A 22,048-nucleotide genomic window follows, 5' to 3' on the forward strand; every position below is an offset into this window, starting at 1 on the left:
TTATGGAAAACCTTTACCAGCGTTTTACAAAACACCATATTGATTATGATGGTATGGGCAACCCCGTTTTAAATTCATTTTTATTGTACTGTAAGTATCGTCATTTATTCCAAAGCGTATGTTAGATACATTAGAGTTTCAACTCAATAATGTATCAACTAAAAAAATAGATTTACAGCCTGGGACAGATGGCTATTCATATTATAGCGATTTTAACCGCCTCTTATATCTTCGTCTTATGGAAATGGAAGGTAAGTATATTGAGCGTGATTTTAAGGTGAGGAAAGAAGGTGTTAAGCAGTCTCCTACAGCTGATATGTTTGAATCGGAAACCAGAAACACGCATGCATATGTTTCTAGGGAAATGCGGATTATTCAAAAGGACGATACATTAAATTCGTATTATTTAAATACGAGAGGAAAATTAAATATTACAAGTGCCGATTATCGTGTTCGTTGGTCTGAGTCAATCAGTAAGGACGCGCTTATATTTAGTTTATCCGTACCGAAGTATTTGTACGGTCACAATATAGGTCAATTTGTGCCTAATGTGCATAGTCAAGAGTTTATGCGAAATCCTTTCGGTTGGCGGATGTGGAACCGTCAAACACAAAATTTACTTCCTCGTATTGTTCAATTTATTTATAGGTTTTTCGACGATCTCACATATTATTTGAGTATGCCGAGTATTCAGAATTTTAATATCGCTGATGTGGAGTTACTTCGTATTGATTTTTGTTATAATCAATTTTTTCCCTCTCAGGCTATGGCGTTAGATAAATTAGAGGCTCAGAAGAAGTTTTATAATTCTCGCGTTCGTAAAAATTCAAAGGTTCATTCAGATTATAAGACATCGTTTAATTATCGTCATAGTGACAACGGTTTTTATTTTAAGATATATCACAAAGGTGAAGAGTTTTTAAGGCCGAAGGGAAGAGATAATAAAAGCGATTTTAAACGCCTTTTAGGCGAGAACCTAAAGTTTTTGGAAGAGAATAAGCAGGATCTTTTACCCAAGCTTTCAACTTGCTTTAAAGCACATTTTGAAAAGGATTTTGCAAGGCAAAACGGAAATGTATATGATAAATTGGTTAAGTATTACGAGAGTTATTTAAAGCTTAAAGAAAATAAGAAATTTACGAAAGAGGTTGATGGTTATTTGCCCTTTAAATTAACCTTTCTGATAGATCAGGCGGATAAGGTTTTGCGCTATGAAATGAATTTCACAAAGCGTTATATATCTACTATTTATAAGCGTAGCGTTTTCAGAAAGACTTGTAATCATTGGAATAGGCATAAAACTATTTATAGAAATGTTCATCGATATAATAGAGAGTTGTCAAGAGGCAATAAATTGAAGGCCGAACAGATTAAACATGCATACAGATTAGATAAAAAACAGTTTGAAATTCACGTTGCTATTGATAAGTCATTACATAAGAAGCACCGTTTTTATTTTAAGTCAGATGATGAGTTGCTAAGACATGAGAGCGTTTTCCATGATTATAAAGGCTTTACTTTAAATAGACATTATAAGATTAAGGAGTATGACGACGCAACTGTTACAAATCAATTAATGGAAACGCTCGTTAAAATGTTTAAGGAGGAAATTGAGTATTTTCAAGTAAAGGACTTTAAAAAGGTTGAAACTGTATTAGATGCTATTGATAGTTATAATAGTCACGTCGATAATAAAATACTTAATTATAATAGACAGTGGGGCGAAAATGCTCATAAAAAACTCACTCATACTAATAAAAGAAAGTATGGCCTTTCTAAGTTAAATAAGCATCGTTTCAAGCTTGTTTTAGATAATATGAACAAGGGTAAATCGTTGGAGACGATACGACATGAAATGGGATTTTCAAAGAGTGCTTATTACCAGCTTTTAAAGGATTTGAAAATGTTCGATATTTATAAGCAGACTGTAAAATCAAAGTTTAATCACTACATAATTAAAACTGATTTTTCCACTTATTACGACAACTTTTATACTATTAAGGACTACGGTAAATTGTTGTTTTCTCCTGATACTTCTGTGCTTTCTAAGGATGTTTTTAAGCGTTAAACTCTTTTTGTTATCATTTTTTATCCTGGAGAAAGGATCTCCAACTGGCTTTTGTTAACATTCTTTCTCAGGGATCTTTAACCAGGCAGAAGTTTTTGTTATCAAAAATGTTAAAATTCATTTTAAATCAATTGATTTTACATTTCGGCTTAAAACACATCTTATATTATTTACCTATCCTTATTGCTCGGACGGGCAATTTTCATGTTTAATTTTTAAAAATTTTATCAGATGAGTTTTTTAAAAAAACTTCCCATCCTGACAATTCTTGTTGTCGGGTTCATTTCAGTCAAGTATCAGGACAAGATAAAGGACTGGATAAGAAAAAATATACCAAGTATTGCTTCTTGGTTTGAGTCTAACCCATCAAATACTAATGGATAATGAAAGAGACTATTTTATTTGGTCAAAAGAAAACAGTAACTTTTGACAACGAGAATGTATCCGGTATAAACTTTAAGTATGTTACTACGGATACGGCACTTAATGCCGTTTTTGATAAGGCGGAAAACGGAGATGGTCACGCAGCTTTGGATTATAGCGTTTTTGAAAAAAATCGTCTTAATATCGCTGTATATCAGGGTGATAACAAAGCCCATGTGATTTTTAATGGAACGTTTAAGGAATTTCTTGATTATCACTTCGCAAGTGATAGGCTGCGCTTAGAGCGTCTTACTGCTTATGGTTATCGTGAGAACGAAAACAACGCTCAGCAGATTTCTTACGCTTTCAAATTTGATTTTGGAACCGTTTACAATCTCGGAAGAGGTAAACGTATAAAAGTTGAATTTGAATTTGATGCCTTGGCTAATGTGACAAAGCCTAATAGCACATTGGATAACACCAATGCCTATGTAGAGGTAGATTCTATCGAGGGTATCGGCTTGCAGCGATTTTCACCTGAGATTGTTGTTATCGATCTGGAGAATACCAGAAAAGATCATACTATCGATCTCGGCCAAAACGTAACCAAGATTGTCTATATTCCTTCTACGGATGAAACAATCCATTCTCTACCGTTTGATATCGATGAAGTGGCTATTGATTCGGATAAGCATAATACAAGACTGGAAACTCCGGATTTTGTAAATAGCTTCTATGGTTCAGTAGAGCCTGATCCGAATTACTATCGTGATGCTCTTTGTCTGTTACAGTCAAATGTTCCTTTACATGATGTAACTATCAATTTGAATCATGATAATGCTTTACCGGACAGAAAGCTGATAGTTTGTTATTCTGTAGTTACAGCATCCATATTGAGGAAACTTGCTGAGAAGCAAGAAAAGCACAATATGGCAAACCAGCGAAAAGCATTGTCTAACCCTGAGGTTGAAGCCAGTTTCCAACAGAAAAACAGGTAGAAAAACCTTTTTAAAATTCTATAATTTATGTACCCAGTAACCACCGTCAATAGTTTGACGGGTGCAGGATTGGATTTGTCATATTCTGACACTCTTATTCCTGCCCCTATTATTGACACTAGTTTAACGTTACCACCACTTAATGGTGGTACAAGTGGTTCCGGTGGCTTTCTTCAAAACGTAACCGGCGGTTTAGACCTTGTAGGCACCGTCGGTAGTTTTGTAGGCGGACTTTTGCCCGGTGGCAGTTTCGATTGTATCGGTGCTTCATGGAACCCTGATAAAGCTGTAAAAGAGCATAATAAGTTAAAGGCGACTTTTGACAGCCAATTTAATGCAGTTAGTATTATAGATAAGCGATCTATTGATCAGGCTAACCGTATGCTTATAGCGTATGCGAATAGTTATATAGAGCAGGTTACTTATCAAGCTTCAGGAAAGCCTAAGGACTGCACCAAAAGAGGCATTGATAAGTTTGTAGAGCTTAACACCTCTTTGATGAACCAGTATGTAAGTGCTTTTAAGCAAAAGCTTCAGAGTACTAGAGTAGAGACCCGTATAACATCAACGCAGATTCATGATAATGTTGGTAAATATAGAGGTTCGATAAATGTACCGCAACTCTCTTATGTTAAGACACTTTCTGCTAGTGATTCTATTCCAACTAAGGGAATGCAGCAGTTTAATACACCAACAATATCGGATACGCCTGATGTTTATGGCCCTAATCCTGATCAGCCAAAAAAGAAGTCTTTTCCTTGGTGGCTTATTCTTTTGCTTCTTGGTCTTTTAAAGAAGTAGTATAACTTTTAAAATTAAATCAAATGAATTTAATATTAATGATTCAACGGCTTTATGCCGAACTTTTCTCATGGGCGTTTGATTCTGAGTTTGATATGGAACGCACATTTGAAGAGCTTAAAGATTGGCATACAACAGCTTCTCCTGAAAGTAAGGAAAAAGTAAAGGCGCAGTATGCTAAAATCTTTAAAAACAAGTGGTTTTATTTAGCCTCACCGATTATTTATATGATTCTCAAATATAATGCGATGAAATATACTAATCATGAGTACTTAGAAAGCCTTATTAGTAAACAGTTCGGAGGAGACGACGAACATTAAAACAAAGTAAATCATGTTAGGAAATATGTTGAAAAATGATCCATTGGCTCAAGCCATTGGATTAGCTCCTAAACCAAGACGGAGAAGGAGAAGAAGGCGAAAAACCACGCCTAAAGTGGTTGTTATAAGAAGCGGATCGTCTTATAGACGTCGAAGAGGAAAAAGAAGAGGAAGGAGGTATTAAAATGACAGATGTTCGTTTCTTAGGAGTTGTGAAAAAGGCGCAGTACAAGCGTCTTTTTTCTTTGACAAAATCGAAGCTTTTAAAGCTTGCGAAGGATAATAAAATTGAAGGTCTTACTGATTCTATGAATAAAAAGACTATAGTAGGAATTTTAATTAAACGATTATGAGATATGCGAGAGCTGCAAAAGGAATTGGCAAGGGTCTCGCTGGTATACCCTGGTTTATTTGGATAGCCTTTTTTGTTTGGTGGCAATTTTTCAGAAAAAAAAGGCCGGACTTACCTCAAACTAGGCCTGTAGATTATAGTAAAACTACAATAACTAATTCTACAGCTAAAAAATATGCGAATGATTTATTTGAATCTATGCGTCATAACGGCACAAAAGAAAGTGCTATTGAGGATATTTTTGACCATATAAATGGTCATGATTATATATTAATTTATAATCAGTTTGGCGTTAAACCTTATAATGGTTTTGGTAGTCCGGATGGTGTTCCAATATTAAAGGAGACTGATCCCGTGTATCATTATAATCTTACTCAATGGTTAGATGCTGAATTAAATGAACATGGTGTTTGGCCGTTCAGTGATCGTGCTTTGCGTAAAAAAGTGGCCAATGTCTTAAGTGAGGTAGATATTGAGTTTAGTGCTTCCTTTTTCCCTTCTTAGTAAAGAAGTTAATAATTGTGACTAATCCAACAATCATAACTATTGATATGGTCGCAATTATTATGATTTGAGGCATTCCCATTGCTAAGTAATACATAATCCAAAATTTTAAGTTATGTCGGTAAAGTTAATAATTTTCTTATTCCTTTTGGCCTTGGTGCTTGCACCGATCATCATTGTTGCCATCCCTTTTATTACGGTGTATGCAATCTTTGCACTTTTTGCACCAAAGCCAAAGGTTAAGGAAGGTAAACCCGATTTTTTAAGTATGATAATGAAATATAAAAATATTACGGTATGAAGACATCACAAGCTATGATCGATAAGATCAAAGAGCATGAAGGTTTTAGAGCCGAACCGTATTTAGACCCTCCTGGGGTCTTAACTATTGGTTACGGTCATACAAAAAATGTTACTTGGGCGCATTTAGTTACCAAGGAACAGGCTGAACAGCTTTTAAAAGAAGATGTAGCAGAGTTTGAGGGCTATGTAAGCAGTTATGTAAAGGTTCCAATTACTCAAAGCATGTTTGATGCATTGGTAAGTTTCTCTTTTAATGTTGGTTCAGGTGCTTTAAAAAATTCTACTCTTTTGAAAAGAGTGAATGAAGAAGATCATGAAGCAGCAGCCAAGGAATTTTTAAGGTGGAATAAAGCAACGGTGAAAGGAGAGAAGGTAGTTCTGCCGGGTCTTACTAAGAGGCGTGAATTCGAGTCTTATTGGTATACTAAAGATATGTTTATTCAAACATATGAAGACCCTCAAAAAAAAAAGGCGGTCTGCTCTTGTTGTGGGCAATCATTGCCTACATGATCTTTAAAGGTTAGGAATCATTAATTCTTAATAGTTCATTAATTGAAAGGTCTCTAAAGTGATAGTTAGAGGCCTTTTTTAATTTGTATTTGTATGACTTTTTTAAGGTGTAATCTTCATAATTTGATACTGTTGCCGATTGCGTGGCTTCCAACTGATAACGTAGTTGAAATTATATCCTATGTGTCAATTGTTGTTTACAATATTCGGCTTATGTATGTATCGTATAACAAACGAAAATCAAAGAATAAATGAAAAAAGTATTCAGTTGGTTAACTGGTGATCTTTTTAAGGCTATTGGCGGTGTAATAGATGATATCTTCACTAATGATGAAGAACGCCAACTGGCTAAGAATAAAATACTGGAAGTTATTTTGTTTCAATCAAATAGGCTTTTAGATCATCAGGCAGAAATCATAAAAGAAGAGGCTAGGGGTAATTGGTTGCAAAAATCTTGGCGACCTATACTTATGTTGGCTTTCGGTTTTATAGTGATTTATGCGAAATTTATTGCAGTTGCTTTCGGCCTTCCGAATGCGACTTTAGAGCCCGACTTTTGGGAGCTTTTGCGGCTTGGAATAGGTGGTTATGTTGTTGGTAGATCAGCCGAAAAGATTGCAAAAGATGTTTTAAATAATGTTGAATTTAAACGTAAAAAATAATGATAGTAGGTACTTCTCATAACTTGATGGAAGCGTTAAAGGAACGCTATCCGAAGGCTCAGATTGACGAACTTAAACCTGTTATAAAAGACACTAATTCTTTTAATTCTATTGTTCCAGATGCAGCAACGCTGTATTTTGGTTATTTCAATAAGCAAACAACTGTGTTGATTTTTGACGATATAAAAAGGGATTATCAACCTTTGACTGTGGAGCCAAGAGATACGGTACTTTTTGCTACACTTCCGCAAAACATACCGGATGAAACCGCTCAATTTGTAGGCTTTGAAATAACGTCAAGGGTTCCAATTATACCCGCGTTGGTGTTTCATGCGGTTAATGGATTTTTTACCGATGATACGGATAATCCTATTACTGGAACATCATATGAAATTAAGGTAGAAAGATTCAATCCTGAGGATGATGTAAATACCGTTGCACCCATAGAAACTAATGTTATTGCTACAGATGCAACAACGGGTGCTTGGGATGCAGGATTCCTAAGAGCAGGTTTCAAATACAGGTTGCTTTCTAATGATGAAGCAATTTGGGTTTTACATTTTAACCCTGGTGCTTTCCCTGTCCATTGGGTTAATAACACATCGGAAGCTGCTAATTTGGATCAGGCTTATGTTGGAATCTTTTTGAGAGCTTTAACCTTATAATTCGGTTAGTTGATTAGATTAATAGCAAAAGGCGCTACCCTCGATGGGATAGCGCCTTTTTTTGTATCATAACCATAGTTTTTAATCCTATATTTTCATAATAGTTTTCTATTAATATTTCTAGTAATTGACTATTGGTTTTAATGCCTTCAATTTCCTTTATTTGTTTGATGGCCGCCTTTTCTTGTTGTGTAAGCTGCTTCTGTACCTGAAACAAATTCGAGTTTTGTTTGTTCTTCTTGTTGTTCTCCATTAATAAAACGTTTTAGTTTCATGATTTCGATTAATATTTCTTCTTCCCATATTTTCAAATCAATATCGTTTTCGATGTATGGTTTTTTTACTGGCATATCGCCTACAAACTTCCAGTTTGCACGGTATTCGTCTTGATATGAATTTAAGACGCTATAAACGTCTTTAAGTTCAAAGTAGGGGAGGCAGTTTAAAAATTTGTAAAAGTTCAGTAAAGCTACTTTTCTAAGCTTATACTCGTATAAATAGTATTTACTTTCGCTACAAGTTTTATGAGCCTCTTTTATTTCCTTTTGTATTTCTTTAATCCGTTGTCGGATTCTTTCTTTTATTTTTTGCATTAGAATCTACATTTAAATCGTGATATCTGCCAAGCTATTCGGTTTGCGAATGACCTCTTTTTCCTTATTAATCTACTTAGCAGTGCAAATTTGTCAATTGACACTTCTTTTCTCAATTGGGTTTCGTTGTCTAGATTTATGATTTCTGTTTTTTTCATTTTGTTATCATTATTTTTTCGGCCGGCTCCGGATCCGGATTCCTGCAGAAAAATTTTGTTATCAATTTTTCCTGCAGATCTTTTTCCGGGAGAATGATTTTGATATCATTTTTTTTAGGACCACTTTTTTTTGTTATCATTTTCGTTCCAGGAAAAAAGGATCTCCAGCTGATTTTGTTATCTTTTTGCTACGAGATCCGGGAATACCTGGTTAACTTTCGTTATCAAAATATTTTTTGATTGCTTGATCGATTTCTACTTTTTCTCTTAGTAATTGCGTTATTTGGTGCAATTCCCTTTCGAGATTATCGATTCTTTCCTGTTGCTCTCGACACCGTGTAACAAGCGTACTGTATTGTTTTATGCAGTGAAGAGTTGCTTTTGTTCCGGTGTTTATCCATTCAATGCGCTTTTGCACGTTTTCAAGAATATGGATGTATTCTTGTTCTACATCTCTTATTAGTATATTCATAAAATTACCTTCCTATAAATTTGACTCTAAGCCCTTTTTTGGGTTGAAAGCTGTAGTCTTTCAAACCGCCTGTCAAAACCCTCTTAAAATGGCTTATTTGCTTTTTTGCTCCAACGAGCTTGATGTATTGACCCGCCCCGATGAGACGGGTTTCTTTGTCGTCTTCCGTGAACCAATATTTGATAAGGAATTCACGGTTAATATCTGTTACCATACTCATAGCTCACATTTAGTTTAGAGATTTGGTGATTTCAGGATTTTCGATAATTGCTAGTAGCAATTGAAGCGCTGCTAAGACGATAAACATGAAAATGTAAATACCGACCTTTCTAGCCGTTTTGTATTGTTTCTCTGTTATTCGCATGTGATTACTTTTTTACAGTTTTTACAGGTGAATGTTTCGTCTTTAGGATTGAAATGCCATACGTGATGGCATTCACCTTTAATTTCGCTCATTACCTCCTGATCTTGGGTCAAATACTCCGTTGCTTTTTGCTGCATTTTTTTGCTCCAACGGTAGTCTTTGATTTGCCAAAAGATCATTACGTATATCAATACTCCTGCGGCAAAGCCCGATATTATTTGTATTATTTCGATAGTATTCATGTTATCGAGTGTTTCAAGTATTCCAGTCATCGTCTATGAATTTGAGTTCGCTAAATTTTATTTGATAATCGAATCTTCGGCCTAGTATGTAGCCGTATGCTTTAAAGCTTTCTTTTGTGATCTCTGTAACAGCGGCTTTTACTATACCATTGTCATAGATCATTCTATAATCTGAATCGTAGTAAGTAGAGTAGAGGAGCTTAGCTTCTTCGCTCTTCACCACGAATTTTGTTCCGAGAAAGAACTTCTCTCTAGGACTTAATTTTGGTTTCGATAATGTTGTGTTCATATGTTTGTTTTGTGGTTAAACAATAGGTTTACAGAATGTCAAAGAACGTAGGTGTTGTCCTACAACAACAGGCGCCTGAGAAAAGGCTTTTGAGCCTTTGAGAAAAAACCTTGCTTTTTTTATCTGGCGGCGTTCTTTCGTTTCGCCTTAATCCAAAATTTCAATACAGGTAGCTCGGTTTTTCCTTGCTTCTTTTAGAGCTGTATGGCATGTCCTTTTCGTGAGCTTGGTATAGCGGGGTGATAGAGGCCATTGAAGGGAAAGGGAAGGTGTATAAATAGCGTAGCGGCTTTATGCCGCCAACATTTACCGCATGGTCTCAGCCCCGCACCTTTGCTCATAGGAAAAGGGCAGGGCAGACGCTACAGAAAATAGGCCGCAAGGTGAAGCCTGGGCGTTTACCGGATTTAAATTTTAGAGAGGATTAAGGCACTGCGAAGCAGGAAGTATTTTTTGGTACACGAGCCTATAACTATGTGTACCCGCAGTCCGTATTACGGACTCTTATGAATGCCTATTTATATTGTATATCAGCAATTTAGCTTGTAAAAAGCTTAAGTTGTTAAAACTGCGTTAAAGAAATGTTAAATTCAAAACACTTGCGTAAGAAAATTATTTAGCTTAGATTAGCTAAAAATTAATTGTTCATTGAAATTTTGTAACGAGAAAATCTACATGTTTTGTAGAGTTTTATATAACTAATAATAATTAAGATATTATGGTGATTTCTGACTCTGATTGGTACAATTTTTTTTATAATCTTTTTTTTAAAACGAATTGGCTCCCATTTGCTACTTTCGTACTTGCAGGAGTTGTCGCTTATACGAATTATATTAATTCGATAAGAGATCGAAAAGTACATATAGCAGATAAAAGGCAAGAATGGGTTAATCGTTTTAGAGAACTTATATCTGAAATTTCGTCTTTGTATAGAAATATTAGGCTATCATTGCGTGTTGGTGAATCCGCAACTTCTACAGAGTTGCGTATTTTGATATCCGAATTAAATGCTAAAACATCCTTAGTACTATTAATGTTCGATGCCGATGATCCTAATAGAACTGAACTTTCCGGATTTTTTTCGAACGTTTTTGCTATTTTAACAAGACAAAGTAGGCAGATTGTAGAAGGAGAAGGAGATGATTTAACAGAAGAGGAATTGAGAAATTTAGACCAAAACTTACTACAGGAAGAACAGAATATCATTAGAGTTGCCGGCATTGTCATTTCGGAACAGCGTTCAAAAATATCTACCTTGGATAATTCTGATATCTTGATATAACATAAGTCTTAAACACAACACTAATAATTAAACAATATAATTATATGGCTCATATATTAAAAAACTACGAATTTATCTTCGCTATTTATTTACCGAAAACTAAGTTTATCGATTTCAAAGATGATATATATCCTTTTGTTCAGGATCTTCTTCCAACGATAGAGGCACTTTACTTGAAAGAAAAGGATAAGGATTGGGTTGTCTATTGTAAAGCGGAGAATCATTCCGACTACATGAGATTCTTTGAGAATAAGGATATTAAGATAGTTAACTTATAAAACCTAAAAGAAGGCCCAATAAAGGTCTTTTTTTTAAAACATCATTTGCACTATAATTTATATTATGTAAAATAGGTTAAATTCTATTCTAACTTCCACCTATTATTCTATACTTAAATAAAAAAATCGTTTTTGAAAGACCGTGAAAGCGGTACAGTTCGATTATTATTGAGAAAAACGGTCTTCGAATTTATGCGTTTGATATAATTTAAATTAACTATATATGATTTATGGCACTGAATAAAATTAGGTGGAAGATCTTCCATAATTTTACTTAGTTTATATCTAACAAAATGTTTCTTGTTGTTTGAAATAAATATATTAAGATAATGACCATCTGCTTTAATATACACTAAATCTGATAAGTATAATTTAGTTTTATCCTTTAAAACAATATGATTTTTAATCACCCTTTTTTTCAGAGCATCCATTCTTTCCAAGGCTTCACTTTTTTCCTTTTGTAAACGCAAACTTTTTTCTCTATACCAATAAAACAACCCTCCCAAAACAATTAATAGCAAAGCTAAATTCAAGATTGTACGTTGTAATGAAAGAATCCTAGCGGCCGAAGTAAATGTTTCGTGTTCAAATTTAGTGTTCTGTTTTGAGTATACTTCGTAGAACAACAATTGATAAAAGAAGGTGATATAGATTATTTTTCCTTTCATTAATAAGTAATTTAAAGACTTACTAATTTATTGATGATATCTATTTGCAATTTAATGATTTATCTGATGAGTATGGATTTGAAGAGGAATTTGAATTATTACACCAAATTCCTCTTTTCTAACATTGTTTACCACTTGAGGATTCTTTGTTCAAAGTTGTGACATACAAAAAGTTTACACATTCTCCCTTTAGCTCTAATTTCTCTCTTCTGAAAGTTGGCACTAATTTCGACCTCCACTCTAGCAAAATCTCCTCCAATGTTTTCTTTTATTTTTATAGTTGTATTTTTTTTAGTAAGTACAAACCTCCCAATATTAACGCCTAGTAATTTAATGACTAGCATAACTTTTGTAGGAGTTACTTTTTCAATACAAACATGGAGATATTGGAATTTCCAACATAAACCTAACGATGTGTCTTCAGGATCAATGATATCTAAATAATTTGATTCTCCTTTGTATTCCTTAACAAACTCTTTATCTAATTCTGAAATAATAAAATCTTGTTTTAAACTTTTCATGACTTTTAATTTTAATACAATTATCTAATGTTTATATAAATCGATTTACATTTCAAAACTATTTGATAAACAACCATTTAATCAAATAAATGTCACAAGTTGAACAAAAAATAACGTGAATAGCAAAAAAGGAGAAATATGAAGTGCTGCTAAAAAGATATAATAAAATTAAGACAGATTTAAACAACCGCTAACTCCTACTCCTGATAATTATCATAGCCCCTTTTTATAATAGTCAGTATCTTTAGGTTTAACCTAAAACCTTTTGTGATGACAACAACCAAAACCACTAAGTATAAAAGCTCCAATGCTATCTATGGCCTTGGCGTTATCGGTGCTGCCGTATATTACCTTCAGCTGGCCGGAAGTTTTTGGGCCGGACTCCTCGGTTTGCTTAAAGCCTTTGTATGGCCTGCATTCCTGGTATACGAACTCTTTACCTATTTAAAAGTAGTTTAAAAGGAAATGCTGATTTTTTAACCTACATTTGCCCAATGCAAAAAAAGCTTTCCCAGTTTGAGTTTATCGCTTTAATGGCATCCTTAATGTCGATTGTAGCCCTGGCTATTGATGCCCTGCTGCCTGCACTCGATATTATTGGTGTTTCCATAGCCACAACCAATACCAGCGATAATCAGTTGCTTATTACCATGATCTTTCTCGGCCTGGGTGTCGGTCCGCTTATTTTCGGCCCCGTATCCGACAGTCTCGGAAGAAAACCTGTGGTATATATGGGATTTGCCCTTTTTATTATTGCCAGTATCATCTGCGTGCTTTCCGATAACCTTACCACCATGGTTGCCGGACGTATCCTCCAGGGAATCGGGCTATCTGCCCCGCGTACCATCAGTATTGCCATGATACGCGATACCTATAGCGGCGATTATATGGCCCGGATCGTTTCGTTTGTTACCGTAGTCTTTATTCTCGTACCCATCGTGGCTCCTGCTGTCGGGAAATTTATCCTGGACCGCTACAGCTGGCAGGCTATCTTTTATGTACAGCTCTTTTTTAGTGTTTTGGTATCGTTCTGGTTCTGGAAACGACAACCGGAAACCCTTGTGCCGGAACGGCGGGAAAAGTTTACCGCCCGTATCTTTACCAATGGTTTTAAGGAATTGATCAAATACAAGATCACCATAGCCTTTACCCTGATCTCAGGTTTTATTGTGGGGTCCTTCCTCGTATATCTCAGTACTTCCCAGCATATTTTTGAGGTACAGTACGAGATGGAAGATAAATTCCCCTATATCTTTGCCCTCCTGGCTATTTCCATCGGGACGGCCACCTTTTTAAACGGGACCCTCGTACTGAAATACGGGATGCAAAAGATCATCTCCACCTCTATTTACGCTTTTTTCGGGATCTCTCTCCTTTATATTTTACTGTATCACAATGCACCCAATCCGCCGGTATGGGTCCTCCTGAGCTTTTTTGCTTTGCAGTTCTTTGCTATCGGCTTTATTTTTGGGAACCTGAGGGCCATGGCCATGCAGCCTGTCGGGCATATTGCAGGTATTGCAGCGGCGATTACCGGTTTTGTTTCCACACTTATGGCGGTACCCATCAGTACGTATATCGGAGCCTTTGTAACCGATAGCGCCCTTCCGCTTTTTATTGGTTTTCTGAGTTGTGCGAGTATCTCAATCCTGATCCTCCTCTATCTGAAATGGGATCAAAGAAAAGTAGTTTTAAAAGGAGAAGCTTAATTTCCTTCAAACCAGTCTTTAAAAACACCTACTTTTTCCCGGCTTACGACCACATCTTTATCCGTTTTAGCCTTAAGTACCAGTTTCAGGCGCCTGTTAGAATAAACCAGTACATCTTCAATGGCATTGATATGCACAATAAAACTGCGGTTGACCCTGAAAAAACTTTTGGGATCCAGTAGCTCCTCCAGAGATTCCAGCTTGTATTCTATCATATACTTCTTTCCGCTGCTGTTTACCAGGTAGGCATCCCGTCCTTCGGCATAGAAAAAGTCGATGTCCTCGGTCTTTACAGAGTTCAGGTGATTTCCAAGTCGCACCAGAAAACGGTTTTTATAGGCTTTGCCGGAGATCTTTTTTACAGCCTCCTGCATATTCCCGCCCAGTTGGGAACGCATGGCCTGCAGTTTTTTTAAGGCTTTGGAGAGATCGGTAAAAGTTACCGGCTTTAGAAGATAGTCTATACTGTTTACCTTAAAGGCATCGATGGCAAATTCGTCGAAAGCAGTCGTAAAGATCACGGGTTTTTCCACCTTTATCTCATTAAAGATCTCAAAGCTCAGCCCGTCGATCAGCTGTACATCCATAAAAAAGAGTTCCACTTCTTCCTGATGCTCAGGGATCCAGCTTACACTCTCGTCTATAGAGGAAAATCTGCCGATCACTTCTATATTCTCATCGTATTTTAACAGATATCGCTCCAGCTTTTCGGCTGCCAGCGGTTCATCTTCAATGATTACTACCTTCATCTATTTTTAGTTTGGGTATTCTGATATATTTAAGAGGATCTGCCTCCCCTACTCCTACCTCTTTCTCAGTATAATACCGATAGGTATCTGCCAGTTCTTTCAGTTTATCATCATCCAGGCTGTAAACGATCTTCTCCTGGGGTTCATAGCAGAGTAAAAAATGATCTTCTTCTTCCTTTAACTCCAGTACCAGCTCGGTTTCGGAGGCGATTGTGCTTCGGATGATCTGTTCGATGGAAAAAAGCACGGCTCCAGGTACTATAAGCGTATCCATCACCGCTATTTTACCCATTCTCAGCTTCCGGTACGGCAAATGACCGAACAAAAGGAGAAACTCATTCAGGATCTTTAATTCTTCACCCAAAGGTAGCAGTTCCCTGGTCTTTTTAGAAAGAATATAACGATATACTGCCGAAAAATGGTCTACGAGCAATTCCGCAGCATCCTTATCCTTTTTCATCAGGACAATAAGCGATTCCAGGCTTTCAAATAAGAGCGTCGGGTTGATCCCTCTTTTAAACTGATGGAAATCCTTCTCTACCGCATCCCTGGCCTGCAATTCCTGCTCCATTTTCTGAGTATTCGTCTTATAGAGGAACTGATGACTCAGATAGAGGATAAAATAGATCAGGGTAAAGATCGAAAAGATGATATTAAAGACAGCTAATTCGGAAAAGCTTGGGGTAAAACCCAGCACCCATTTAAAATAGGCATACATGTCTACCGATACCAGACTGATACAAACGATTACCGAAAGCAGGGCCTGTAATACGATCTTTAAGGCAAAGGATCTCGGTTGTTTGATGCGTTCAAAAAAGAAAAGCGAAAGACGGGAATATTCCTGGATAAGATAGGCCAGGCCAATACATACATAAAGTTCCTGCCCCAGGAATTCTTCCTTTAATTGCCCTACATTGTTATTGATCAGCAAAATAAGCAGATACACCAATATCCCACTGCATAGGGGGCTCAGGATCCTGAACAGGGGATTATGTATAAAGAGTTTGTTCATTCTATAATAGGTAAATGCACACTGAATTCCTCGTCGTTAATGATCTCTATTTCTTTTTCCGCCAGCAAACGGTAACGGGAGGCAATATTGTTCAGGCCTATTTTAAAAGATTCCACCCTGTTCGGGCTGATGGTCTTATTGTTGCTAACGCTGATACGCCTGCCGTCGGAATTGATACTGATATTCAATTTCTGACCGGACGACATCTGGTTGTGCTTTACGGCGTTTTCCACCAGCATTTGTAATGTTAAAGGCGGAACCCGGGTATTTAGCACATTCCCTGCTAATTCAATATCGAGAACCATATGATTACCGAAACGGGTCTTAAGCAGATAAGCGTAGGAATTCACAAAGGTGAGCTCTTCCTCTACTGAGACCAGCCGGTCTTCATATACGTTTAATGTATACCGATAAGAATGTGCCAGTTCCCGGATAAAACGTTCCGCCTTCTTTATATCTTTAAACAAGAGAGATGATACCGTATTTATGCTGTTGAACAGAAAATGCGGACTCAATTGCGATTTTAAAGCAGCTAACTGCAATTCGGTTTGCTTGCGTTCCAGTTTTAGCTCCATGAGCTGGCCTTTGGCATACTGATAATAGGAATGCAAAGCAAAATAAACCACATTGTAGATCAGGGAGATAAAGAACAGAAGGATAGCCAGTTTAAGGACGATCTCATTCTGATGCTCCCAAAAGTTCTCCCCGCCCCCTCTCAGGTAAACAAACAGGTAAATGCCTGTTAGCCCCAGTAAAAAAGCAATTCCCGTAAGCGAAATAATACCGCCCAGTAAACGGAGACCGGTATGTTTTTTCCACGGGATGGCTTTGTTAAGAAGGTTGGAAAGTGCAGTCGCACTATAGGCAATAAAAATGCCCAGGAGTCCCGACAACAGGAGTTCTGTGACATTACGCTCTTCTATGAATTCCATAAAGAGGTAACTGAGGATCCCTAAAATGCAACCCGTAAAAACAATGATAAGATGTTTTTTCACTTTTGGCTGATCTATATGGTTAAAGCTAAGCTCCATCCCACCAAAATAAACATTAATACTTTAAAATAAAATAATTAAAGCGGCGGGAGGAAGCGATAGCAACATCAATCTCTAACAGATTCTGATAATCTTTTGTTTTTTACGCTCGGGGGAAAAGATTTCGGATGGTATGAACATTTCCAATTCTCAAATCGAATCGGAAATGTTCAGCATCCCGGTTCAGGCTATTTATTGGTTGTTTTTTAATCTATGGCCTTTACAGCTCTTCCGTAGTAAGTGTCGGACGAAATACTCTTACACGCACTTCTGTAGGCATCCTTTACACTGCTTCCAGCACTTCTTACTTTGGAAGCATATGATACTAAGGCTTGCGACAGATAGTGGTCGGATCTGATACTGGAGGCCGCCTGAAAGATCTTGATCATCTGGCCGTCGGTTAGGTTTTCCTTTGCAAGTGCTTTCAGTACTTCTGAAGCATGATGATCTGATCTCACCGTACTGAGGGCTCTGAGCAAGACATCGAGGTTGTTTCCTTTAAGGTCCTGCTGTTTGATGACCCTTTTTAAAGTACCGGACATATAGTGATCGGAATCTACTGTAGTTCCGGCCAACTGCAATAGATCACTCAACGTACCGCTGTCCAGTTTCTTATCCAGTAATTTATTTAATACCTGAGTAGTATAATGATCGGATTGAATATCATCCAGAGTTCCGATCAGGGTTTTGTAATTAGCATCCGAAAGGTTTGGTAAGGCAAGCGCTTTGATAAGTACCCCGCTCTTGTAATGATCAGACTTGATCCTTCCCGAAGTCTGAAGCAACAGGTTCATATTGTTGCTGTTAAGGGTACGCTCTTTCATCATTACCTTAAGTACCTGCGACTTGTAATGATCGGAATTAATGGTTTTGGTGACCTCAAATAGTTTGGTGATCTGATCGTCTGATAGTTTAGCATCGTTAATAGCCGATTTAAGTACTTCGGACTGATAGTGGTCGGAGTTGATATTACTCGCGGCTCTGATATAGGCGGAAGTCACCTCGTTGGAAGCAAAGAACTTCCTTTGATCGTGCTTAAGGATCTTAGCCAGGTAATGATCTGATTTTACTTCTTCTCCTGCCTGATCCAATACGGAAACCATTTCCCGGTTACTCAGGTTCTTATCCAACAGAAGCTGGATATAGTGAGCTTTTACGTAATTGCTGTCAATATTACCTACTTCTCTCAGTACCGCATTTGCACCGCCCTGATTATAAAAACGGTTTACACGCTGTTTAGCAGCAATGGTAGTCGTTCTCACAATCTCGGGCAGTATCTCCGCCAGCCATTTTCTTCCTTCAGGCTCAAATCCTTTGTCTGAAGAACCTACATAGTATTTTTTGATCAGTCTGTTCCCATCGGCTTCGATAAGGATACGGCGTCTGCTTCCGAATGCCGATTTCCTGATCTCCAGAAAACCTCCGTCCGAAATGGCTACCACATCCTTGTCGTCGTCAGACAGGGTGATCTCGCCTTCATATTCGATAGAGAAGTTTTTGGTAAGTCCGTCTTTTACTTTAATGGTTGTTTTTCCGTTACTGCGGTGTACATTATAAGAAACCTGCGCCTCTACTCCTGTTGATGAGATCAGGAAAAGCGCAAGGGTAAGTTTAATTGCAGTAGTTACAATAATTCTCGATAGTTGGCTCATGATTGTTCGTTTTTTGATTTTTTATTACACAGCAAAGATGCAATGCCTTTACCATCTTATAAAATGAAATGTATTGAATTGTACGACTTATGTAGTGAATTGTACGTGGGGTTGGTTTTTAGTTGTTGGTTGATGGTTGGTGGTTGGTGGTTGTTTGTTGTTAGTATTGAGTACAAAGTAATGAGTATTGAGATTGATTGTTTGATTTGTCATCTCGAGTATCTCGACTACGCTCGATACAGGCTCGTCGAGAGGTGGAACCTGGTTGTTAGTTGGTTGTTGTTAGTATTGTCCCCTTGAGGGGACCTTAGGGGTGTGTTTTTAGTTGGTGGTTAGTATTAAGTACAAAGTCCCGATAGCTATCGGGATGAGTAGTGAGAAGAATGTCACTTCGAGCATCTCGACTACGCTCGATACAGGCTCGTCGAGAAGTTGGGATTTGAGATTTAGTTGTTTGTTGTTTCTCCTACGCCAAGGCTATGGAGTACATGGGTTGATGGTTGTTTGTTGATGGTATTAATATTAAAAGGGAAGTCATCGCGAGCGTAGCGAAGCGATCCCACCATGTAATTGAAAAGACTATTTCGTCACTTCACTCCTCGTAAGGATATGAGGAAACAATCATTGCGAACGAAGTGAAGCAATCCCTCCGTCACATTACTTAAGTGATAATATCTATATTTTTATTAATATTACAATTGTGAGAAAATACCACATCTATATAATCACTAATAAAAACAATACTGTACTATATACGGGAGTTACTTCAAATCTTACAAAAAGGATTTATCAGCATAAAGTCAAAGCATATAAAAGTTTCTCTTCAAGATATAACTGCAATAAACTGGTATATTTTGAAGAACACAGTAATATGAGAGCTGCAATAGCCAGAGAGAAACAGATCAAAGCTGGTAGCAGACGGAAAAAGGAGCAGTTGATAAATTCTATAAACCCCGAATGGAATGACCTTTCCGATGGATGGCTATTCTATTTTAGTTGAAAGATTACTTCGTCGCTTTGCTCCTCGTAATACACAAAACGAATATCATTGCGGGTATAACGAAGCGATCCCTTCATATTATTAAAAAGATTACTTCGTCGTTTCACTCCTCGTAATGACCTTAAGGAATGTCATTGCAAACATAATAGAGCGATCCTACAAATTAACCCAAAGACACAATCAAGCCAGGATCGGGAGGCAGGGCCTCGTCAAGTCCGGTATCGATTAAAAAGTCGTTGGAGAAAACAGTAGCCATTTCGGGAGACAGCAGGCTGTTGCGGTATGCTTTCCACTTTTTGGCATCTTCTCCAAACATATGATCCACCAGCCCCGGGAAGCTCCAGTCGGAGTTCTTTCCCCAATGCAGGGTGAAGGGAATATTATTCTGCTGAAGGACTTCAATCATACGCCTTCCGTATTCCTTCTGGCTCATAAGCTTTTTGCTCTTTTTCCACTGTACCCCGTCAATTTCCAGCATACAGGTAACCGGGAACCTGGCAAAGGAAAGTGTAGCCTCACTCCTCTTAATAAAACGCATGGCAAAGATGCCCGGAATAGGACCTTCTTCACTGGTCATTTTAGACAGCACTTCCAGCGCTTTAGTTGAATCTTTGTGATCGATCCCAACCGAAAACGCAAAGGCCGGTCCTTTGTACTGTGCATCCCAAAAGGTTTCATAAAGGGTTCCCAGGCTCTTTTCATTTACTTCCGGAAGGATGTTCTTCTCCAGTCGTTTGATAAAGAACGGAATGGTCCTGGGCCATTTCTCACTGATCTTGATCAGCAAATAAATAAGATCGGTGTAGATAGAATTCTCAATCGTATTAAAAGGATCTTCATAGGGTACGGTATAGGGCTTTTTATACATAAGCTCTACCACATACTTCTTTTCGTCATTATAGGGATTAAAAAAGATCTTATAATGATAAGGCTTTAAGCCTTTGCCATCCGGCCCGGTCTCCTCATCTATTTTAAAAGGAGAGTTCCTGAAATCCATAGTCTCTGCCAGTTCCAGGGCTATTTCCTTATCGATCTTCTTGACATATCGCTGTAGTAAAAAGCGATCTTCAGCCTCTATGGCGATCCCGTGAATAAACCCAAAACCTCCCATACTCACCAGGGCTGCGTTAAAGAGTTCGTCATTGCGAATGACTCTTGCATTGATCTTTTGTGCGAAACTATCGGATAAGGCCGGTTTGCTATGCCGTTCCAGGTAAACATTATCGTCAGGATTCGGTCCTGTGATCAGGTTGATACCCACTACATAATCCTGTACCGAACCTACATCGATGGCCGAGCCGTGTACCCCGGTCGACATGCACCCCGCCAGGGTTTGCCCGTTACTGGCGCCGCTGGTTTTTAGCGACTTTCCATGAGCTTCCAGCACCTGGGAAATACGTTTTATGGTGGTTCCGCATTGAAAGAAAAAGAGGTTTTCCTCTTCATAGGGGGAGTTCTGATGGATATCCGTTCCGCTTACCGGAATATGCAGGTTCATATAACGGTTGTAATGCATACTGTCCGGATGATGGGCTACCTGCGACATCGACCATCGGGAACCAAAGGCCCTGAAACCTTCTCCCTGATCCCGTGCTTCGCCAATAAGCCTTCTGATCTCATTAGCCGTGTCCTTATATCTGCCCGTTGCAGACGGTAAATGGGTACTTCCTTCATTGGTAGTAATGTGGAGCCTTTTAAGTTTCCACGGACCGTTTTTGTGAATGGTGGTCCACTCCGTCTTCGGATGTGTTACTGTTTCTGCCATGATATATGATTTTAGGGTTGAACACACACATACTTGATAGAAACTTTTCGTTTGGAACCAAAGGTTACCAGATAGAGCAATACACCCCCGAAAGTATTCCTGAATTCCACCGAATGCAGTTTACCTGTTTCGCAGCGTTTGCGCTGTACAGGGATAATAGAATAGTCGATAGCCACTCCGGCCTTGACCACTGTATCATATTCTATAACCATCTTATCGCGGAAGAAATCTTCCCGATCATTGATTTCCGGCATGGGCTCGCCATGAGTGCTGGTAAGAACTGCAGAATAGCAGGAATGCAGAAGTACCGTTAGCAGCAGAAGCCCTGGAAATCTCCAAAAACGTTTACTTATTGGTCTCATGAGTATTTAGTTAAAGAATTAAGACCACAGGCATATTCTTCGGTCAGAGAACGAGTTGTTTTTTTAATCGAATAAGGGCTGTCGTATTACCAAAGGGGGAAAGTTATTGTGCTGATTCAGCAATACTTAGCCATAATTTACGGCTTTTTCAGGCTTTGCCCAAGAAGTTTCAGCTAAATTCGATGTAAATACCGGTTTTATACGTTAAAACCACCTGACTGTTAGGGGGTTGTGGTTGGTGGTTAGTATTGAGTACAGAGTATTGAGTAGTGAGAGATAAACGAGTTATGATTTTGGATTGACAATGAGGAAAATGTTGAAATATATCTCCAGCTAATGGCTAATAGTTAGTATT

Annotated in this window: 24 protein-coding genes; 12 read left to right on the forward strand and 12 right to left on the reverse strand. The window is 37.8% G+C overall.

Annotated elements, in window-relative coordinates:
- The first annotated feature begins 118 nt into the window (after nucleotides 1-118).
- The 8 genes from GWK08_RS08890 (at nucleotide 119) to GWK08_RS08925 (ending at nucleotide 7,546) form a co-directional block, all read left to right on the forward strand.
- Nucleotides 119-2,068 (forward strand): hypothetical protein, encoded by a 1,950-nt coding sequence (locus tag GWK08_RS08890; protein ID WP_163606586.1) that lies wholly within the window; start codon nucleotides 119-121, stop codon nucleotides 2,066-2,068.
- A 383-nt stretch (nucleotides 2,069-2,451) separates the two neighbouring features.
- Entirely contained in the window at nucleotides 2,452-3,429 is a 978-nt protein-coding gene (locus GWK08_RS08895) for a hypothetical protein (protein ID WP_163606587.1), read from the forward strand.
- A gap of 27 nt (nucleotides 3,430-3,456) precedes the next feature.
- Entirely contained in the window at nucleotides 3,457-4,230 is a 774-nt protein-coding gene (locus GWK08_RS08900) for a hypothetical protein (protein ID WP_163606588.1), read from the forward strand.
- A 23-nt stretch (nucleotides 4,231-4,253) separates the two neighbouring features.
- Entirely contained in the window at nucleotides 4,254-4,550 is a 297-nt protein-coding gene (locus tag GWK08_RS08905) for a hypothetical protein (protein WP_163606589.1), read from the forward strand.
- A 349-nt stretch (nucleotides 4,551-4,899) separates the two neighbouring features.
- Nucleotides 4,900-5,406 carry a hypothetical protein gene (locus tag GWK08_RS08910; RefSeq protein WP_163606590.1) on the forward strand — a complete coding sequence of 169 codons (507 nt, stop codon included), beginning with the start codon at nucleotides 4,900-4,902 and terminating at the stop codon, nucleotides 5,404-5,406.
- Between the two features lie 297 nt (nucleotides 5,407-5,703).
- Entirely contained in the window at nucleotides 5,704-6,219 is a 516-nt protein-coding gene (locus GWK08_RS08915) for a lysozyme (protein WP_163606591.1), read from the forward strand.
- A 251-nt stretch (nucleotides 6,220-6,470) separates the two neighbouring features.
- Nucleotides 6,471-6,881 carry a 3TM-type holin gene (locus GWK08_RS08920; protein ID WP_163606592.1) on the forward strand — a complete coding sequence of 137 codons (411 nt, stop codon included), beginning with the start codon at nucleotides 6,471-6,473 and terminating at the stop codon, nucleotides 6,879-6,881.
- Nucleotides 6,881-7,546 carry a hypothetical protein gene (locus tag GWK08_RS08925; protein WP_163606593.1) on the forward strand — a complete coding sequence of 222 codons (666 nt, stop codon included), beginning with the start codon at nucleotides 6,881-6,883 and terminating at the stop codon, nucleotides 7,544-7,546. The genes GWK08_RS08920 and GWK08_RS08925 overlap by 1 nt, the downstream gene beginning before the upstream one ends.
- Nucleotides 7,547-7,695: 149 nt before the next feature.
- Here GWK08_RS08925 and GWK08_RS08930 read toward each other — a convergent pair whose 3' ends face one another.
- From GWK08_RS08930 to GWK08_RS08945, 4 genes are all read right to left on the reverse strand, one after another.
- Nucleotides 7,696-8,139, reverse strand: a complete 444-nt coding sequence (locus GWK08_RS08930) for a hypothetical protein (protein ID WP_163606594.1) — start codon at nucleotides 8,137-8,139, stop codon at nucleotides 7,696-7,698.
- A 634-nt stretch (nucleotides 8,140-8,773) separates the two neighbouring features.
- Nucleotides 8,774-8,989, reverse strand: a complete 216-nt coding sequence (locus tag GWK08_RS08935; RefSeq protein WP_163606595.1) for a hypothetical protein — start codon at nucleotides 8,987-8,989, stop codon at nucleotides 8,774-8,776.
- 134 nt (nucleotides 8,990-9,123) lie between these two features.
- Nucleotides 9,124-9,405: a hypothetical protein gene (locus GWK08_RS08940; RefSeq protein WP_163606596.1), complete on the reverse strand. Its 282-nt coding sequence runs from the start codon at nucleotides 9,403-9,405 to the stop codon at nucleotides 9,124-9,126.
- Complete coding sequence (locus GWK08_RS08945) at nucleotides 9,389-9,664, reverse strand: hypothetical protein (protein ID WP_163606597.1); 276 nt, start codon at nucleotides 9,662-9,664, stop codon at nucleotides 9,389-9,391. Before GWK08_RS08945 ends, GWK08_RS08940 begins: the two co-directional genes overlap by 17 nt.
- A gap of 718 nt (nucleotides 9,665-10,382) precedes the next feature.
- Between GWK08_RS08945 and GWK08_RS08950 the strand changes: the two genes are divergently transcribed.
- Nucleotides 10,383-10,946, forward strand: coding sequence for a hypothetical protein (locus GWK08_RS08950; protein ID WP_163606598.1), 564 nt, complete (start codon nucleotides 10,383-10,385; stop codon nucleotides 10,944-10,946).
- Nucleotides 10,947-11,337: 391 nt separating this feature from the next.
- Here the strand turns inward: GWK08_RS08950 and GWK08_RS08955 are convergent, their stop codons facing one another.
- Nucleotides 11,338-11,892, reverse strand: coding sequence for a LytR/AlgR family response regulator transcription factor (locus tag GWK08_RS08955; protein WP_163606599.1), 555 nt, complete (start codon nucleotides 11,890-11,892; stop codon nucleotides 11,338-11,340).
- Nucleotides 11,893-12,020: 128 nt separating this feature from the next.
- Complete coding sequence (locus tag GWK08_RS08960; RefSeq protein ID WP_163606600.1) at nucleotides 12,021-12,413, reverse strand: hypothetical protein; 393 nt, start codon at nucleotides 12,411-12,413, stop codon at nucleotides 12,021-12,023.
- Nucleotides 12,414-12,683: 270 nt separating this feature from the next.
- Here GWK08_RS08960 and GWK08_RS08965 point away from each other — a divergent pair, with 270 nt between their 5' ends.
- Nucleotides 12,684-12,872, forward strand: a complete 189-nt coding sequence (locus tag GWK08_RS08965; RefSeq protein WP_163606601.1) for a hypothetical protein — start codon at nucleotides 12,684-12,686, stop codon at nucleotides 12,870-12,872.
- Nucleotides 12,873-12,907: 35 nt separating this feature from the next.
- Complete coding sequence (locus GWK08_RS08970) at nucleotides 12,908-14,122, forward strand: multidrug effflux MFS transporter (RefSeq protein WP_163606602.1); 1,215 nt, start codon at nucleotides 12,908-12,910, stop codon at nucleotides 14,120-14,122.
- Here the strand turns inward: GWK08_RS08970 and GWK08_RS08975 are convergent.
- The 4 genes from GWK08_RS08975 to GWK08_RS08990 form a co-directional block, all read right to left on the reverse strand.
- Complete coding sequence (locus GWK08_RS08975) at nucleotides 14,119-14,871, reverse strand: LytR/AlgR family response regulator transcription factor (RefSeq protein ID WP_163606603.1); 753 nt, start codon at nucleotides 14,869-14,871, stop codon at nucleotides 14,119-14,121. The two genes, GWK08_RS08970 and GWK08_RS08975, sit on opposite strands and share 4 nt — an antisense overlap.
- Nucleotides 14,852-15,883, reverse strand: a complete 1,032-nt coding sequence (locus GWK08_RS08980; RefSeq protein ID WP_163606604.1) for a histidine kinase — start codon at nucleotides 15,881-15,883, stop codon at nucleotides 14,852-14,854. Before GWK08_RS08980 ends, GWK08_RS08975 begins: the two co-directional genes overlap by 20 nt.
- Nucleotides 15,880-16,878, reverse strand: coding sequence for a sensor histidine kinase (locus tag GWK08_RS19385; RefSeq protein WP_163606605.1), 999 nt, complete (start codon nucleotides 16,876-16,878; stop codon nucleotides 15,880-15,882). The genes GWK08_RS08980 and GWK08_RS19385 overlap by 4 nt, the downstream gene beginning before the upstream one ends.
- 242 nt (nucleotides 16,879-17,120) lie before the next feature.
- Nucleotides 17,121-18,566: a hypothetical protein gene (locus tag GWK08_RS08990; RefSeq protein ID WP_163606606.1), complete on the reverse strand. Its 1,446-nt coding sequence runs from the start codon at nucleotides 18,564-18,566 to the stop codon at nucleotides 17,121-17,123.
- A 700-nt stretch (nucleotides 18,567-19,266) separates the two neighbouring features.
- On the opposite strand from GWK08_RS08990, the gene GWK08_RS08995 reads away from it, so the two are divergent.
- Nucleotides 19,267-19,566, forward strand: a complete 300-nt coding sequence (locus tag GWK08_RS08995; protein ID WP_163606607.1) for a GIY-YIG nuclease family protein — start codon at nucleotides 19,267-19,269, stop codon at nucleotides 19,564-19,566.
- 163 nt (nucleotides 19,567-19,729) lie between these two features.
- Here the strand turns inward: GWK08_RS08995 and GWK08_RS09000 are convergent, their stop codons facing one another.
- Together GWK08_RS09000 and GWK08_RS09005 are read right to left on the reverse strand one after the other, a co-directional pair.
- The gene (locus GWK08_RS09000) at nucleotides 19,730-21,331 is read right to left on the reverse strand and encodes an FAD-linked oxidase (RefSeq protein WP_163606609.1); all 1,602 of its coding nucleotides are present in this window, start codon (nucleotides 21,329-21,331) and stop codon (nucleotides 19,730-19,732) included.
- 11 nt (nucleotides 21,332-21,342) lie between these two features.
- Nucleotides 21,343-21,693: a hypothetical protein gene (locus GWK08_RS09005; RefSeq protein WP_163606611.1), complete on the reverse strand. Its 351-nt coding sequence runs from the start codon at nucleotides 21,691-21,693 to the stop codon at nucleotides 21,343-21,345.
- Nucleotides 21,694-22,048 lie beyond the last annotated feature (355 nt).

The organism is Leptobacterium flavescens, from assembly GCF_010671605.1.
Classification (GTDB): Bacteria; Bacteroidota; Bacteroidia; order Flavobacteriales; family Flavobacteriaceae; genus Leptobacterium; species Leptobacterium flavescens.